Consider the following 16,912-nt stretch of genomic DNA (forward strand, 5'->3'; position numbering starts at 1 on the left):
GCTTCGGGCTCTCGCGCTCGTGGCAAAGCTCGCGCTGGCGATGATCCTGTTTTTGCTCGCCGCGACGACACCGGCTGCAGCCGACGAGCAAAGGCTGTCGCAGGGTTGGCTCTTCAGCAGGGGCGACGTCAAAGGCGGCGAAACACCGACGTTAGATGATCGCGGCTGGAAGTCGGTCGTGGTACCGCATGACTGGTCGATCATAGACGGGCGTGGCGGCGCCGGGCCATTCGATCGCGGCGCCACGGCCGGCCAGGATTCCGGCTATCTGCCGGGTGGTATCGGCTGGTATCGGCGCCATCTGAAACTCGACGCATCGGCGATGCGCAAGATCGTTCGGCTCAAATTCGAAGCCGTCTATATGGACGCCACGATCTGGGTGAACGGCCGCCGCGTCGCCGGGCACCATTATGGCTACACCGCGTTCACGGTCGATCTCACCGGCAAGCTGCGGGCCGGCGACAATGTAATCGCTCTGCGCGTCAACCACGCGGATCCGTCGTCGCGTTGGTATGCGGGCTCAGGCATCATCCGGCCGGTCACGCTCCAGATCCTCGATTGCGTCCACATCGATCCGGACTCGGTCTTCGTGACCACGCCCAAGGCGACGCCGGACATGGGCATGGTCGCCATCCGGACGTCCGCGAGCAATTGTGCGGCCCGGGCGCAGTCGGTCGAACTCGTGTCCAAGATAATAGCGGCGAATGGCCGGGTAGTAGCGCAGACCAGTCGGCGCCAAGCTCTAGGAGCAGGGGCGAGCGGCGAATGGGACCAATCGCTCGCGATCCCGCGCCCGGCCTTGTGGTCGCCCGCTTCTCCCAATCTCTACACGCTGGTGCAGGAGACGCGGATAGGCGGCGTCATCACCGACACGCGCCGAACCCGCTTCGGGGTCCGCACCATCACCGCCGATGCGACGAACGGTCTCCGCATCAACGGCCAACGCGTGGTCCTGCGCGGCGGGAACATCCACCACGACAATTACATGCTCGGCGCAGCGGGGTTCCCAGACGCCGACCGTCGCAAGGTCGCGCTGATGAAGGCGGCAGGGTACAACGCCATCCGCAGCGCGCACAATCCGGCGAGCCAGGCCACGCTCGACGCCGCCGACGAATTCGGCATGCTGGTGATCGACGAGGCCTTCGACAGTTGGAACAAGGACAAGCGCGCCCAGGATTATTCCCGTTTCTTCGCTGCGGACTGGTCGCAGGATATCGCCAGCATGGTGGTCAGCGGCCGCAATCACCCGAGCGTGATCTTCTGGAGCATCGGCAACGAAATTCCGGAACAGGGATCGCCGCTAGGCGTCGAAACGGCGCAGAAGCTGGCCGAGCGCGTGCGCGCCCTCGATCCGACCCGGCCAGTGACCCAAGCGGTCAGCATCGATCCGCCCGGTAGCGACAACCAGTTCGCGGCGCTTGATGTGGCCGGATACAATTATCGAGCGCATTTGTTCGCGGGCGATCATCTGAAATTCCCGCAGCGGGTCATGTACACCTCGGAATCGACCTCGCGGGATGCCTTTGAATATTGGCGGCCGGTCGAAACGATGCCCTGGGTGATCGGTGATTTCGTCTGGACTGCCGTCGACTATCTCGGCGAATCCGGCATTGGCTGGATGGGCTATAGCCAGGACTGGCAGAAGCTCGGCCCCTACCCCTGGCATCTCGCTTATAGCGGTGAAATCGACGCGACCGGACGCAAGAGGCCCGCCGCTTATTACCGCGAAGTGCTGTGGAAGACGGGTATCGATCCGATCTCGGCGTTCGTTCGCCAGCCTGAAGGAACCCAGGACCTTCCCGACCGGCACTTCTATCCGATTACGCCACCCCATCTCGATTGGGCGCTCGACGACGTCCATCCGAGCTGGACGTGGCCCGGGCAGGAAGGGAAGCCGCTTGAGGTCGTGGTCTATTCCGAACTTCCAGAAGTGGAGCTGTTGCTCAACGGAGTCAGCCTCGGGCGCAAGCAAACAGGGGTCGAGAGCGAGTTCAAGACCGTGTTCAAGACGCCCTATGCGCCTGGGAGGTTGACGGCCGTCGGTTACGATCATGGACACGCGGTAGCGCGCTGGGAATTGCGCACCGCCGGCACGCCAGCCAGCGCGCGCGTGACTCTCGATCGCCGCCACCTAACCGCCAATGGCGAAGATCTCGCTTACGTGACCGTGGAATTGGTCGATGCCGCCGGAACGCCGGTTTACGACCAGCGCGCCGATCGTGTCGTGTCGGTGCGGGCCGTCGGCGCCGCGACGCTGGCGGGCATCGGTAACGGCAATCCGCAAGACGCGTCGAGCTTCCAGTCGGGCACACGCAAGAGCTTCCACGGACGCGTCGTTGCGGCATTGCGCGCGGGCACCAAAACCGGGCCCGTCCTGATCGACGTCAAAGTCGAGGGATTGCCGACAAAGCGCCTTCAGCTGGAAAGCGTATCGAAATAGACCCAGCCATCGCGGTTCGAGCAACGCATCAGGCAATTACTCTGCCTTGAACGCGAAAAAGTTACGAACCGGACTGACGCTATTCGGGACAGTCCAGCAATCCAGCAAACGGGAATAGCTTGGTAATTTTTCGTATATTTACAGCGATTTCCACCATGGATTTAACACACCCCATTGGACTTGGGCGCGTGCTTGTGTCTTACCGGCCGAACCGGAGTCTGACCGTTGCCAAAATGCAGCCGCGGCGGATCGTGGGAGGAGCCGCGGGTGATTGCACAAGCACTGCCGTTGGGCCGAGCCTTCGCTTGGCTGAGGTATCGGCTAATCAAGGGAGAGAGAATGAACCTGTTTCGCAGCCTCTGCGGCATGCTCCTCTCGCTGTGTCTTGCCCTCCCTGCCTCGGCCGCCGAACTGCCGCGGATCGTTTCCAAAAACGGCCGTCACGCTTTGTACGTCGATGGCGCCCCCTTCCTGATCCTTGGCGGGCAGGCGCACAATTCAAGTAATTATCCGGGCATGTTGCCCGAGGTCTGGCCGACGATTCACGCCATTCACGCCAACACGCTCGAAATTCCGGTCGCCTGGGAACAGATCGAGCCGGTCGAGGGCAAGTTCGACTTTTCCTGGGTCGACGCATTGATTCCGCAGGCCCGCGAGAACCACGTCCGTCTGGTCCTGCTCTGGTTCGGCACCTGGAAGAACACCGGGCCGGCTTATGCGCCCGAATGGGTGAAGGCGGATTCTAAGCGTTTCCCGCACATGCTGACCAAGGATGGCAAGCAGCATTATGTTCATACGCCACTCGGCCGGAATACGCTCGAAGCCGACAAGCGCGCATTCGTGGCCCTGATGCGTCACATCCGCGAGATCGATCCGGATCACACCGTCATCATGGTGCAGCCGGAGAACGAAGTCGGAAGCTACGGCCTCGATCGCGACTATTCGCCCGAAGCCAACCGGTTGTTCGCGGCACCCATCCCCACAGAGCTTGCGCGGCGAACCGGGAAAAGCGGCACTTGGACGCAGGCCTTCGGGAAGACCGCTGCGCGGAACTTCACCGCCTGGTACCTTGCACGCTATATCGACGAAATCGCCGCTGCCGGCCAAGCCGAACTCAACCTGCCGATGTACGTCAATGCTGCGCTCAGCGACGCCTTTAACGACGCCGGGGGCAATAGCGGGCCCGACTGGGCCGTGATCGACATCTGGAAGGCCGCGGCTCCGCATATCGCGATCGAAGCGCCCGACATTTACGAGCGCAACTCGACGGCCGTCAATGCGTATATGGATCACTACGCCCGACCGGATAATCCACTGTTCATTCCCGAGACCGGCAACGACCTGGGATTCGCCCGGTTCTTCTGGCTAGCGCTCGGCAAAGGGGCGATCGGCTGGTCTCCGTTCGGGATGGATCCGACCTATTCCAATTTCCCGCTCGGCGGTCTGAACACGCCCGAGAATCTCGAAGCTGTCTCTTCCAAATTCGCGCTGATGGCGCCGATCGCGCAGGAATGGGCTCGGCTCGCGTACGACCATCCCACGGTCGGTTTCGCGAAGGGTCAGGACGTGTCGGATCAGTCCGCGATTCTCGGCCGCTGGAAGATCACTGCGCAATACGGGCTTTGGGAGTTCGGGGGCCGCGATGCCCCGCCAAATCCCAACAAGGACCGTCCCGTTGGCGGCGCGGCAGTCATCGGGCTAGGTCCCGATGAATTCTTGCTTGCCGGGTCCGACGTGCGCCTCGCTTTCAGCGAAACCGCCCCCGCACCCGATGGCGGTGGACGTTTCATGGTGGTCGAGGAAGGCACGTTCCAGAATGGCCGCTGGCTCATGAAGCGCCGTTGGAACGGCGACCAGGTGGATCACGGCATCAACCTGACGAAGCCGACGCTCCTCAAGGTACGGTTCGGCATCTCTCGCTGATTGGTCGGTTGGCGCCGCAAATCTTCCCACTCAAGGTGGGGTTTGTTCGTGTGGCCGACACGGGTCGCTGATCGAATTTTGGCCAGTCGCGGTAATGAGCCCAAGTCTTTGGAGAGTTTCGATATTCGTATGATTCTCGTTCTCTTTATCCAGACCTCGATAAGGAAGCCTTGGCGGCGCACCGGATCGGCGCGCTCCCGCGAGCCGCGCCGGTCAATATAGTAGCGGCACTGTAACAGCGTGGCGCGGCGTTCGTTAACGCCGGCCTGCGTCGTGCCCGCTAACCCGGCGGGCCATCCGACTGACGACGCACGAGCGTAAAATCCAGAACGATCCGGCGCGATTGGCGCCGCTCGCCCTCGCGCCGAGCGGCAATTTCCGACACGAGAATTTCGACCGCCGCACGCGACATGTCGGCGATCGGCTGATGTACCGTCGTCAATTCGGGCCAGATGGCGGTCGCCAGCGTGGTATCATCGAACCCGCATACGGTGAGTTTACCGGGCACATCCAGTCCGCGACGATGAGCCACCGCGACCGCGGCGGCAGCCATGTCGTCATTGCTGGCAAAGATCGCGCTGGGGGGAACGGGCAGGTCGAGCAGTTTTTCCGCTGCTTCGAGACCCGACCGATAGGAGAATAGCCCCTGGACGATCAGCGCCTCGTCGACCGCGATGCCTTCTTCTACGAGCGCGGCGCGGTATCCATCCAGTCGGCGCGCACTGGCGGTCTGGTCGGGATTGCCGATGATGAATCCGATCCGCTTGTGGCCCAGACCCGCAATCTGACGGGTCATGGCGCGAGCAGCATCGAAATCATCGATGCTGACCGCCGAGACGCCCTCCGCCGGAAGCCCCGAGGCGACGACGACAGCCGTCACCTTTTCCGCAGCGAGCAATGCCAGGAGGGGCTTTGAATCGCAGAGCGGCGGGGGCAGCAGAATGCCGTCGATGCCGCCGGCCATGAGATGCCGCGCCGCAGCCTCCTCGCCGCCAGGATCGCATTTCTCGACGATCAGCTGGATGTCGCTGCGACTTGCCTGATCGAGCGTGCCGACGAGAAATTCGCTGAGATAGGCCGCGCTCGGATTGCTGTAGAGCAGCCCGACGCGGACCTGCCCGCCACCCGCGAGATTTCGCGCAGCGCGGTTGGGCGCATAATTGAGCGCGGCAATCGCCGCGTTGACGGCATCGCGCGCGCGCGGCCGGACATGGCTGGCGCCGTTGATCACGCGCGAAACGGTCATCGGTGAGACGCCCGCGCGCTGCGCGACGTCGGTGATGGTCGGGGCCCCCGCCCCCTGTCGGCGCGATATCCGCTTAATGTGGCCGCTCTCTTCGTTCATCCTGTTCGTCTAGCCCACTGCTTCCCACCACGGCCAGCTGAAATACTGGACAGATTGACGGCGATATCGCGCTATCCACCTTATTGTTAGCGATCCTAACGATCGAACCGCGCCGCAATTCCTTGGCTTGTAATGAATGGGATGTCGATATCCCAGCGACATCCTATGCATGGAGCCGGTGTCGTATTTGCCCGATTGCGTACAATTGCGAGGCCCTAGCGTTCGACGTTATCACGCCGGGGGCAATGATCGAGCTGTCGATACAAATCCGCCACCGCGTCACCGAGCGGATTGCTAGTAGCGCGTAAAATTGGTAGCGCTCTCAATCAATAATTAGCACCGGAGACGAGAGGTTGTCCGAGATCTTGCCGACAGAAACGCAATCCGCACGCGATTCCGCTTTTCGCGCCATCGACCCGTCGCTGGGTGAGGCGATCGAACCGGCCTTCCCCATCGCCGATGCGGCGACGGTGGCGGACACGTGCCGGCGGGCGGACGCGGCATTCGACCTGTTCCGTGAGCTCGACCCCGATGCCCGGGCATCGCTGCTCGAGGCGATCGCGACCGAAATCGAAGCGCTTGGCGACCCGCTGATTCTGCGCGCGATGAGCGAAAGCGGATTGCCCCGTGCGCGGCTGGAAGGCGAGCGTGCCCGGACCACAGGACAATTACGCCTTTTCGCGCGGCTGTTGCGTCAGGGTCGCTGGGCCGGCGTGACAATCGATTCCGCGCAACCCGATCGCGTACCCCTGCCCCGCGCCGATTTACGCCAGCGCCGCATCGCGCTCGGCCCCGTCGCGGTTTTTGGCGCCTCGAACTTCCCGCTCGCCTTTTCGGTTGCCGGCGGGGACACCGCCTCGGCACTCGCAGCAGGGTGCCCGGTGGTGGTGAAAGGGCATCCGGCGCATCCGGGCACGTCGGCTTTGGTCGCCAGGGCGATCCATGCCGCGCTCGACGCGCAGGGCTTGCCCCAAGGCGTGTTCGCGTTGCTACAGGGTCCCGGCACCGATCTCGGTGCGGCACTGGCCGCCGATCCTCATATCAAGGCGGTGGGTTTCACCGGCTCGCGCGCCGGCGGTCTGGCATTGCTCGAAATCGCGCAACACCGGCCCGAGCCAATTCCTGTGTTCGCCGAGATGTCGAGCGTCAATCCGGTTCTTCTATTTCCAGGTGCGCTGGCGGCGCGGGCAGCCGCACTCGGCGCCGCTTATGTCGGTTCGCTGACGCTCGGCGCCGGACAATTCTGCACCAATCCCGGCCTCGTACTGGGAATCGACGGCGCCGATCTCGAGCAGTTCACCACTGCCGCTGCCGAAGCGCTTGCCGGAACACCCTCGCAAACCATGCTCAGCGGCGGCATCCATGCGGCGTACGAGCGCGGCGTCACCGCACTGTCGAGCCATGACGCAGTGGAGCAACTGGCCCAGGGCGTCGCCAGCGAGGGCTGCAATCGCGGTCGCGCCGCGCTGCTGCGGACCGATGCGGCCAGCTTCCTTGCCGATCCCGTCTTGTCGCACGAAGTGTTCGGTGCCGCCTCGCTGATCGTACGTTGTCGCGACATGGCCGAACTTCGGATGGTGATCGAGCGGATCGAGGGCCAGCTGACGATCACATTGCAGATCGACGATTCCGATCTGTCGGATGCGGCCGCGCTCATGCCGCTGCTCGAACGAAAGGCGGGCCGAATCCTGGCCAATGGTTGGCCGACCGGGGTCGAGGTGTCACCCGCGATGGTTCATGGCGGTCCTTTTCCCGCGACGTCGGACTCGCGCACCACGTCGGTGGGCACCGCGGCGATCGAACGTTTCCTGAGACCGGTTTGCTATCAGGATTTGCCCGACGCGCTGCTGCCCAAGCCGGTCAAACACGACAACCCGCTGGCGCTGCCCCGCCTTGTCGACGGCGAGCCGGGCTGAGCGCATCTCCCGTTCCCTCCTCTAGTTTCGCACCACGGGCGGCGCACGAAGCATGGCGGCGCGGCTGCCGACGGCCGCAAGGGTCGCGCCCGGTATTACGATGACCTGGGAGCTCGCCCCGACGGCGACCGATTGGGGCCGGCGCGCCCGAAAAAGTCGAGGCGGTACATGGCGACCGAAATGCCCTATCCGTGGCAGGCGAGTCCGCTGGTAGCCCTATAAGGCATCGCGATCGCCTCCTTGTGGTCCGTCACGCCGCAAGTGGCGGAGCCTGGCAATGTCGGGCGATGAACTCGGCCTGGGTCGGCATCGCGGCGGCAGTCCTGGCGATCACGTCGCGCAGATGGGCCAGAAAATCGCGGGATTCATCGCTGGGCAACGCATCGGCCAGCGGATCCTGGCCGCGCGGCATCTCGTTCTGGCCGAGCAGCACGGCAACCCAACTGTCTTCGGTAAACAAATCGTCCTGCCGCCGAAAAACGCGCGCATTGCCGCGCCATAATTCGAGTTTTTCGGCCAGACTGTCGGGCACGGACATCGTCCGGCAATTTCGCCAGAGCGGCGTGTCGTCGCGCTGGGTGGCATGGTAATGAAGGATGACGAAATCGCGCACTTGTTCATATTCCAGGCGCAACGTGCGGTTATACTCGTCGATCTCGTGCTGCGCGAAACTCCGGTCGGGGAACAAGGCGAGCAGCCGGGCGATACCTGATTGGATCAGATGGATGCTGGTCGATTCGAGTGGTTCGAGGAACCCCGCCGACAGCCCGATCGCGACGCAATTCTTGACCCAGAGTGTCTCGCGCCGCCCGGCCGTGAAACGCAGCCGGCGTGGGTCCGCGGCCAACTGGCCTTCGAGCGTGGCGCGCAGCCGCGCCTCGGCCGCGTCATCCTCAAGATGGGCGCTCGAATAGACATAGCCATTGCCCATTCGGTGTTGGAGCGGAATGCGCCAGCGCCAGCCCGCCGCGTCAGCGGTTGCCCGGGTATAGGGGACCGGAGGCTCAGGGTTGGCGCAGGGCGCGGCGATCGCGCGATCGCACGGAAGCCAATGCTGCCAACTCTCGAATTTCACGTCGAGCGCGTTGCCCAAGATGAGCGAGCGGAAGCCGGAGCAATCGATGAACAACTCGCCCTCGATCCGTCGCCCATCGGCGAGCACCACGCCCGTGACGAAGCCGTTCTCCGGCTCGAGATCGACCTTTTCGATCCGCCCCTCGATCCGCGTCACGCCACTCCGCTCGGCCAGCCCGCGAAGATAATGGGCGTAAAGCCCGGCGTCGAAATGGAAGGCGTAACCCAGCGACGCCAGGACTGACGCGGGATCGCCCGCCGGCCGCGTGAAGCGGCCGCGCAGCGCCGCCTGCACGGCAATGCTGTAATCGCCGATCCTGCCCGCCTCGCGTGCCGAAGCGGCAGTGCGCGTCTGGCGTAGCCAGATGTTGTGGAACTTGATCCCCACCGCATCGCGGCCAAGCCGCCCGAACGGATGGATGTAGCGATCGTCCGGCCGGCCCCAGCCGACGAACTCGATGCCGAGCTTGAAGGTTGCCTGCGTCGCGCGAACGAAATCGTCTTCGTCGATGCCGAGCAAGCGATTGAAGTCGTGCAGTGTGGGAATCGTCGCCTCGCCGACTCCGACCGTGCCGATCTCATCGGACTCGATCAGAGTCACCGCGACGCCGGCGGCCGTCAGCCGCGCCAACGCCGCCGCGGTCATCCAGCCGGCGGTACCACCGCCGACAATGACGACGCGCTTGATCGGCCCTTCGCCGCGCCCGCCGGTCATGCTCGCTTCCCCTGCGGTCCGAACCCGGCGGTCTGCGCATATCGCACGAGTTCGCGGTTGCTCGGCAACGTCCGGATCGCATAATCGGCCTGCCGCTGCACTTCGGCAAAGGCGGCGCGCGCGTCGTCATGATAGCGATAAGCGCCGGCCTTGGCCGACAGATCGGTCTTCCAGCCCATGCCGTACAGGACATATTGCCAGCTCGGCTCGGCGAAGATGTCGACGTTGGCGTCGATATCGATCTCAGTCGGGGGACGAAAACGCCAGCGATCGAGCAGTTCGTGCAGCGAGTCCCGGCTCGTCGAAGGGTCGACATTGTCCCGCCAGAAATCACTGTCCCGGCGCTGGCTGATCGAATAATGCAACTTGATGAAATCGAGCGCACGCTCGTAGCGGCGACGCATGATATGGTTGAACTGGCGCGCCGAAGTTTCGAAATCGCCGCCCCAGGGAAACAGATTGGCGACCATCGCCGCGGCGACTTCCGCAAAGACGATGCCGGTTGCCTCGAGCGGCTCGAAGAACCCGCTCGACAGCCCGATCGCGACGCAGTTTTTCACCCAATTAATTTCGCGGTAGCCGCCCTCGAAGCGAATCTTGCGCGTCTCTAGCCGCTCGCCGGCTGGACCGACATAGTCGCGCAGCACCGCCTCGGCGCGGGCATCGTCGGTATGCGACGAGGAATAAACGTGCCCGATGCCACGGCGCCGGTCGAGCCCGATGTCCCAAATCCATCCCGCTTCCTGCGCGGTCGAGATGGTATAGGAAGCGATCGGCGCGTCTTCGGTCGCATAGGGCACCTGGATCGCCAGCGCGGTATCGCAGAACAGTACGTCCCGGCACGATCGATAGGGGCTGCCCAACGCCTTGCCGATCAGTTCGGCACGAAAGCCGGTGCAATCGATATAGAGATCAGCGGTCAGTACGCCATTGGCGGCGGTGCGGACGCCCGCAATGCCTTGCTCGCCCGTCAACACCTCTTCGACCGTGTCGATCAGATGGGTGACACCATTGGCGATGCCCTGGTCTCGCAGCAATTGCGCGAGCGTTACCGCATCGAAATGGAAGGCATAGTTGAGCGGCGCGACATAGTCCGGATGGGTCGGCAACTTGGGCGCGCGGCGGGCATCCGCGGCCTTTTTCTGCGGTGTGTTGACCTCGTCCCAATTCTCGTCGCCTGCCAGGCCCAGCAGCCAATAAGGCAACAGATCGAGCCCCTCGCGATCCTCGGTGCTCTGGAACGAATGGAGATAGTGATCGTGCCGACCGGTGCCGGGAGCGTGCCGCCAATGGGCGAATTTTGCCCCTTGTTTGAACGTCGCGCCGCACCGGCGGATCATCTCGGCCTCGTCGACGCCGATCGTCGCCAATGTCTTTCGGATCGTCGGGAAGGTGCCCTCCCCCACGCCGAGAATGCCGATCTCCTTCGATTCAACGAGCGTGATCGCAACCGCGCCCGGCAAATCGGCGCCCAGCCTTTTGGCGAGGTACCCCGCGCTCAGCCAGCCGGCGGTACCGCCGCCGACGATGATCACCCGCTTCATCATGTCCCGTCCGCCCGATCGTTTCGGCCGCCAGGTTATGCAACCCGGCGGCCGAAGGCGACACATCAGAATGCGAGGTTGATCCCGGTGCTGATGCGCCGATCGGTCTGGAACCAGCTACGCCCGTACAGCTTGTCGCCGGGATACCCGCCCATCAAGGTGCGCTGCATCGAGTTGGTCAGGTTGGTGCCCTGGATCGAGAAGGAGAAGTTCTCGGTGACCTTGAACCTGGCACCAGCTTCCAACTGGCCGTAATTGGCGCCATAGATCGGCAGCGCGATCTGAACGGGCGTGGAGACGCCCGGCGCGGAAAAGTAATTGTAAGTCGGGTTGGTGCCGTTGCTGTTGGTCGATTGCAGATAACGTGACCGCCAAGAATAGGCGACGCGGAACGAGACCGCCTTGCGCTCGTACAGCAGCACCGCGTTGAAGTTATGCCTGGACAATCCAACCAGCGGAGCGTTGTTGTGAATCCCGCCGTTGATGTCGCGATACAGGTCTCCCGGATTCTTGCTGTCGACGAAGGTGTAATTGCCTTCGAAGCCAAGCCCGCTGAGGACGCCCGGCAGCTTGTCGAAGAAGATGCGTCCGCCGATCTCGAAGCCCTTGACCGTCGCGGCCTTGGGCGAATTGATATAGTCGGTCGCCGCCGCCAGTGCGGTTTCAGTGGTCCCGTCCTGGAAGACGAACGTCACATTTCGCTGCGTCAGCGAATAGACCGGCAGGTTGGTTAAACGCTTATAGAATGGCGCCAGGTGGAAGGAGGTGCCGGGGCGGGGATAATATTCCAACGACAGGTCGAAATTGTTCGACATGGTCGGCTTGAGGAGCGGATTGCCCGTGTCGGCGGTAAAATTGGTGAAGATGTTCGGATCACCGGGATTAGCACCGCCGATCGTCGCCGCGCCGGTCGAGCCTGACGCGCGCAAGGCATTGAACGTCGGCAAGTCCATGGTGATGTTGTATCCGAAGCGGATCTTGGCGTTCGGGGCCAGCGCATAGTCGAAATTGATCGACGGCAGGACGCGCGTGAAGGAAGCCTTGCCGCCACGCGGAACCCCCATATTTACGAGCGTCTGCAGCTGGCCGTTCCGGACGAAGGTCGCGCCGTTCTGCTGAACGAAGCCGCTGCCTTCGTTCTCGATGTGGACGACACGCACGCCGACGTTGCCGGAAAGGCCAAGGCCTTCGGACCCGAACCGCGCGAGCGCATAGCCGGCGTAGGTCTTGGTCTCGTTATCGACCCGATCGAACGGCAGCACGAAACCGATCGGCCGGATGCCCCCGGCGCCCCCATAGCCGGTCTGCGGCAGCGGACCGGATGCCGAGCAGTTGTTGTAGAGATCGCTGCCGGGGGCACCGCAAAAGCCCGCGGGCGGCGAGGCGGTTAGCTGCGCGCGATTGAAGCGGCGGACGAGCTCGTCGGTCGGGAACATCAGGTTCCCCGGTAGTGCCGCTTGGCCGTGGAAGAAATTCTTGAAGACGTGGAGCTCGACGTCGCCCGGAGCGGCGTTGGCATAGGTCAGCTGCGGATCGCCGTTCCAACCGCGGCCCAGCGCCGCCCAATTGTAGCCGTTATTATAGTCGCGCTCGGTCCGCTTGGCCGCACGCCCCCCGATCTTGATCGATTTGAAGAAGCTGTCCTCGAACTTGTATTCGAGATCGAGGCTCGCCGAATCGAGCCGCCCGCTATTGTCCTCCTGGTGCGGCATAGATGCTGCCCAGAAGTAATTGGCTGGATCGTTGAATTTCGCCTGCGAGCCCGCGGGCATGGTGACGAGCGGCAGGTCGCCGCTCAGGTCGAACCCGAACCCACCCGGAAACGCAACGTCACGGAACACGTCCATGCGATCGGAAAGCTGTGCCGAATCGACGCGCTGGAGGGCGCCCTTGATCGACAATGGGCTATTCGTCGGCGACCAGTCGAAGCTCAGCGAATAATCCTTGGTCGTCGTCCTGCTGGCATAGGCGCCCTTGTTGCCGCCGCTCGTCGTTGAACCAGTGGGCAGGAAGCTCGATTGATCGCGATTGAACAGCTCCGGCGTCGAGATCAGCATGTTGTTGCTGTCGAACTTGCTGTTCGTCGGATCGACGGCCATCGACTGCGACGATACGAATGCCCCCCAGTCGCCCGACCGGTTCTTGTAGCGCGACTGGAAGAAGGTGCCGGTGAAGGTCAGCGAATCGGACGGCGCCCACTGCACAGCCCCATAGATGCCGGTGCGGGTACGCTGGAACTGCTCCTCGCCGTAAGTATAGCCACCCGGAATATAATAATCGGCGCCCGAGATGTGCTGACGGTAATAGGGCTCCACCCGGAAAAAGTCCGAGGTCGAGCTAAGGCGACTATATGCGACGTCGCCAAGGATGCCGATCTCGCCGATCGGGGTCGACCAGCGCTTGGTGACCAGGATCGATCCCGACAGATCGCCCTTGCGCGCGAGATCGCCCATGCTGAGGTCGCCGGTTGCGGCGACGTGAAAGCGATCGTCCTTATAATCGAACGGCACTTTGGTGCGCAGGTCGATCTGGCCGCCGGTGCCGCCCTCGATCAGGTCCGCGGTCGATGCCTTGTACACGTCGACCGCCGCCATCATCTCCGGGGTGACATCCCCGAACTGCAGCGAGCGCCCGTTGTTCGCGCTGAAGATCTCGCGCCCATTGAGCCGCGAGGCGACACCGGTCAGACCGCGCACCTGGATGCCCGTTCCCTCGACCGAATAGTGATCGGGGTCGTTCAGCGCACCGAAGCGCACGATGGTGACACCCGACACGCGCTGCAGCACTTCGGTGATCGAGTTGTCCGGCAGTTTGCCGGCGTCATCGGCGACGACCGAGTCGATGATGGTCTCGCTCCGGCGCTTGCGCTCGTCGGCAGCCTGCAACGCCGCCCGGCGACCGGTTACGACGATGTCCTTGCCATCGCCCTTGGCCGCGTCGCCGCCGTCTTGCGCGCTAGGAGCATCCGCCGCCGGCTTCGCATCCTGCGCAAATGCGGGCACGGATAGGCCCACCACCGCGATTGCCATGGCCGACGCGCCGGTGAAAATGATCGGGTTGCGCTTCATCAATTCCCCTCCATTTGGGTTCCGCCGAATGGGACGATTCGCACTCCTGCGACGCCGATTCTGTGCTTCCGTCAGCCTGGCCGCTGCGCTTTCCCGCGCACCGATTGGCCGATCTCGGCGTCTTTGGGACCATATTATGTCAGACAAGTCAACGAAAAAGGGAGCGTTACCAAAACCAATTCCCAGGCGGATGCCAGGTTATACCTGTTCCCTTGGGCCATTGATTTGGTTTGAATCTATTCCTTGCGGACCTGGCGCATTCAAAGCATCGCGGGCCGGTCCGGCGTCCCGGGTGGTGAAAATAGCTCGTGCAATTCGCAGGTCGCACCGCGCAGAAATGACGGCTGCAACCCGACATGATTGGCCAGCTTCCCACTGGCCAATTTCGCTGAACGATCGCGATGCACGCCACGAAATCGCGATGACTCAAGCCGATTCGATCAGGGCCTTCTGGGTGCAAGCAAACGCATCGTCACGTTGGCACAGCGCAGGGTTTCGCCCTGGGCAGATCATGGACCAGGTGATCTTAAGCCACGTCGCGCGCAACCTTGGAAAATTGGAAGGATCGCAACCGTGCGGCGAGGAGCGCCGTGCGACCGACGTCCTGATCGACTACGGTGTGCTGCGTTTTCTCGGGCGGCAAGACCCGCCCCGGCCGACCGGCGGCTTGCCCGGACGTGCGATTTCGTCCGAACAAGCCGCCGCGCCTACTTATTGGAAGGTCTGCGACAAGTTGCCGACGCCGCCCATGGGGTCGGGCCCGAAGCGGTTCGGGCCGCTGGTACCGGGCAGGCACCAGAAGACAAGCAGAACGATCGAAGCAATCAGCGTCAGCAACGAACACAGGCCGCCCAGCATTATCAAGCTGGTATTCTGGTTGGCCGCGCCGGCGAAATTGACGATCCAGCTGAGGATGGCCGGCCCCCAATAGATCATGATCCACCAGCCCGAGCGATCGGTGTCGTGCAGACGACGAATTTGCACCGCTAGCGTCGGGATCAGCAAAGCCAGCCAGACGATGCCCAGAACCACCGCGATGATGCCCATCGAGGCGAACATGCCCATCATTCCGGCGACGCGCGGCGAACCGTCCGCATTCGCTCCCGCCATGCTCAGCGCGCCGGCGCCCATCACCATGATCCCGAAAAAGGCGACCATCCAGATGATGAGAAGCAGCAACATGAACATCCAGAATTCCTGCCGCCGCGACCGGCCGGAAAATTCGGCGTAGCGCTTCAGCGGCAACAACATCCAATCCATGGATTTTCCCCTTCGTTCTGTTTTAGTCTTGTCCCAGCAGAGCGCTTACCGAAAGGTTTGCGCCAGATCGCCGGTGCTGCCCAAGGGATCCGGTCCAAAGCGGTTCGGGCCAGGCGTACCCGGCAGGCAATAAAAGACCAGCAACACGATCGCGCCCACCAGTCCGATGAGCGAGAAGATCCCGCCAACGGCGATCAGGCCGAGATTCTGGCCGGCGGCAGCGCCCAGCATGATGACCAGACCGATAACGTAGGGAATTACCGGCAACAGCAGCCACCAACCCGTCCGATCGGTGTCGTGAAGGCGGCGCATCGCGACCGCGATATTGGGCACCAGCGTCGCCAGCGACCATAACAGCCCAAGAATGCCTATGCTCGAGAACGTCGAAAAGCCGGTGACTCCTCCGGAGGAGAATGACGATGACGAACTCGGCCCCAGCCGAAAGCCCAGAATGCCATCAATGAATCCCAGAACGAGCCCGACGATGAGCGTGAACAGAATCCACATCCAGAATTCCATCCGGCGCGATCGCCCCTGGAAGTCCGCATAGCGCTTCAACGGCATCAACATCCATTCCATCGAACGTCTCCTGTTTGCTATCGTCTCGCGGGAATGCACGCCGGCCAAGCCGATGCTGCGATATCCTCGCCGGTGAACGTCACCGACGGGCGCCCGTCGACCGCAGCAGGTCCTGAAATGCGGCAGATATGCAGCGCCAAATCCGGCGCCTTCCATCCCGTCATCGAGATGCTCCCCCGAGTCGCAGGGGCAGCCTGACGGCTTTGCGGGGGGAATACAACCAAATCCCCTTGGCGCAGTCCCTTAGCTGGACGGTACCCGACGGCGATAGCTCAGCGCTTCGGCGACATGGACCCGCCCGACGTCCGCCGCACCGGCCAGATCGGCGATCGTCCGCGCCACCCTGAGCACGCGCGTATAGCCTCGCGCCGACAGCCGCATCACTTCGGAGGCCTGGGCCAGCAAGGCGCGCCCGGCGTCGTCGGGCGTCGCCACCGCTTCGAGCAGATCGCCATCGGCCTCGGCATTGGTGCGGGCAGTGTCGTCGGCATAACGCCGTGCCTGGACTTGCCGCGCCGCCATCACGCGCCGCGCGACCTCCGCCGATCCTTCGGCCGGCGGAGGCAGAACGAGATCGGCGGCGCTGACCGATTGCACCTCGACGTGCAGGTCGATGCGATCGAGCAGTGGCCCCGACACCTTGGCCTGATAATCGGCGGCGCATCTGGGGGCGCGGGCACAGGCGAGCGACGCATCGCCGAGATGACCGCAGCGACACGGGTTCATCGCCGCGATGAGCTGCACGCGCGCCGGAAAGGTCACATGCGCATTGGCGCGGGCGACGCTGACCGTCCCGGTCTCGAGCGGCTGGCGTAGCGAATCGAGCACGCCGCGCTGGAATTCGGGAAGCTCGTCGAGAAACAGCACGCCGAGATGCGCCATGCTGACTTCGCCAGGCCGCACCTTGAGGCCGCCGCCGACCAACGCCGCCATCGACGCCGAATGATGCGGCGCGCGATAGGGCCTGGCCCGCGTGATCCGCCCGCCGTCAAGCGTCCCGGCGACCGACTGGACCATCGACACTTCGAGCGCCTCCGGCATTATGTAG

General features: G+C 63.3%; 9 protein-coding genes and 1 pseudogene. 3 read left to right on the forward strand and 7 right to left on the reverse strand.

What is annotated here, in order from left to right:
* Positions 1–19 precede the first annotated feature (19 nt).
* Positions 20–2,440, forward strand: a complete 2,421-nt coding sequence (locus SMA01S_RS04670; RefSeq protein ID WP_066817940.1) for a glycoside hydrolase family 2 TIM barrel-domain containing protein — start codon at positions 20–22, stop codon at positions 2,438–2,440.
* A gap of 339 nt (positions 2,441–2,779) precedes the next feature.
* Positions 2,780–4,363: a DUF5597 domain-containing protein gene (locus tag SMA01S_RS04675; protein ID WP_066817942.1), complete on the forward strand. Its 1,584-nt coding sequence runs from the start codon at positions 2,780–2,782 to the stop codon at positions 4,361–4,363.
* A 280-nt stretch (positions 4,364–4,643) separates the two neighbouring features.
* On the opposite strand, the gene SMA01S_RS04680 is transcribed toward SMA01S_RS04675, so the two are convergent.
* The gene (locus tag SMA01S_RS04680; protein ID WP_245649154.1) at positions 4,644–5,609 is read right to left on the reverse strand and encodes a LacI family DNA-binding transcriptional regulator; all 966 of its coding nucleotides are present in this window, start codon (positions 5,607–5,609) and stop codon (positions 4,644–4,646) included.
* A 452-nt stretch (positions 5,610–6,061) separates the two neighbouring features.
* Here SMA01S_RS04680 and SMA01S_RS04685 point away from each other — a divergent pair, with 452 nt between their 5' ends.
* Positions 6,062–7,624: an aldehyde dehydrogenase (NADP(+)) gene (locus SMA01S_RS04685; protein WP_066817947.1), complete on the forward strand. Its 1,563-nt coding sequence runs from the start codon at positions 6,062–6,064 to the stop codon at positions 7,622–7,624.
* A gap of 250 nt (positions 7,625–7,874) precedes the next feature.
* Here SMA01S_RS04685 and SMA01S_RS04690 read toward each other — a convergent pair whose 3' ends face one another.
* The 6 genes and pseudogenes from SMA01S_RS04690 to SMA01S_RS04715 all read right to left on the reverse strand — a co-directional run.
* Positions 7,875–9,413 (reverse strand): tryptophan halogenase family protein, encoded by a 1,539-nt coding sequence (locus tag SMA01S_RS04690; protein ID WP_066817948.1) that lies wholly within the window; start codon positions 9,411–9,413, stop codon positions 7,875–7,877.
* Entirely contained in the window at positions 9,410–10,960 is a 1,551-nt protein-coding gene (locus SMA01S_RS04695) for a tryptophan halogenase family protein (RefSeq protein ID WP_066817954.1), read from the reverse strand. The genes SMA01S_RS04690 and SMA01S_RS04695 overlap by 4 nt, the downstream gene beginning before the upstream one ends.
* 62 nt (positions 10,961–11,022) lie before the next feature.
* A complete protein-coding gene (locus SMA01S_RS04700) occupies positions 11,023–14,025 on the reverse strand; it encodes a TonB-dependent receptor (RefSeq protein ID WP_066817957.1) in 3,003 nt (1,000 codons plus the stop codon).
* Positions 14,026–14,736: 711 nt separating this feature from the next.
* On the reverse strand, positions 14,737–15,285 hold the full coding sequence (locus SMA01S_RS04705; RefSeq protein WP_084250072.1) for a DUF805 domain-containing protein: 549 nt from the start codon (positions 15,283–15,285) through the stop codon (positions 14,737–14,739).
* Positions 15,286–15,330: 45 nt separating this feature from the next.
* Positions 15,331–15,903, reverse strand: coding sequence for a DUF805 domain-containing protein (locus SMA01S_RS04710; protein WP_369405657.1), 573 nt, complete (start codon positions 15,901–15,903; stop codon positions 15,331–15,333).
* A 204-nt stretch (positions 15,904–16,107) separates the two neighbouring features.
* A pseudogene (locus SMA01S_RS04715) lies at positions 16,108–16,902 on the reverse strand (YifB family Mg chelatase-like AAA ATPase); the annotation flags it as partial.
* Positions 16,903–16,912: the final 10 nt, after the last annotated feature.

This window comes from Sphingomonas mali NBRC 15500 (genome assembly GCF_001598415.1).
Lineage (GTDB): Bacteria > Pseudomonadota > Alphaproteobacteria > Sphingomonadales > Sphingomonadaceae > Sphingomonas > Sphingomonas mali.

Bases quoted from the DNA above. Each gene is read 5' to 3' on its own strand.
- SMA01S_RS04680 (WP_245649154.1), bottom strand. From the start codon at position 5,609: ATGACCGTTTCGCGCGTGATCAACGGCGCCAGCCATGTCCGGCCGCGC.
- SMA01S_RS04695 (WP_066817954.1), bottom strand. From the start codon at position 10,960: ATGATGAAGCGGGTGATCATCGTCGGCGGCGGTACCGCCGGCTGGCTG.
- SMA01S_RS04705 (WP_084250072.1), bottom strand. From the start codon at position 15,285: ATGGATTGGATGTTGTTGCCGCTGAAGCGCTACGCCGAATTTTCCGGC.
- SMA01S_RS04700 (WP_066817957.1), bottom strand. From the start codon at position 14,025: ATGAAGCGCAACCCGATCATTTTCACCGGCGCGTCGGCCATGGCAATC.
- SMA01S_RS04690 (WP_066817948.1), bottom strand. From the start codon at position 9,413: ATGACCGGCGGGCGCGGCGAAGGGCCGATCAAGCGCGTCGTCATTGTC.
- SMA01S_RS04675 (WP_066817942.1), top strand. From the start codon at position 2,780: ATGAACCTGTTTCGCAGCCTCTGCGGCATGCTCCTCTCGCTGTGTCTT.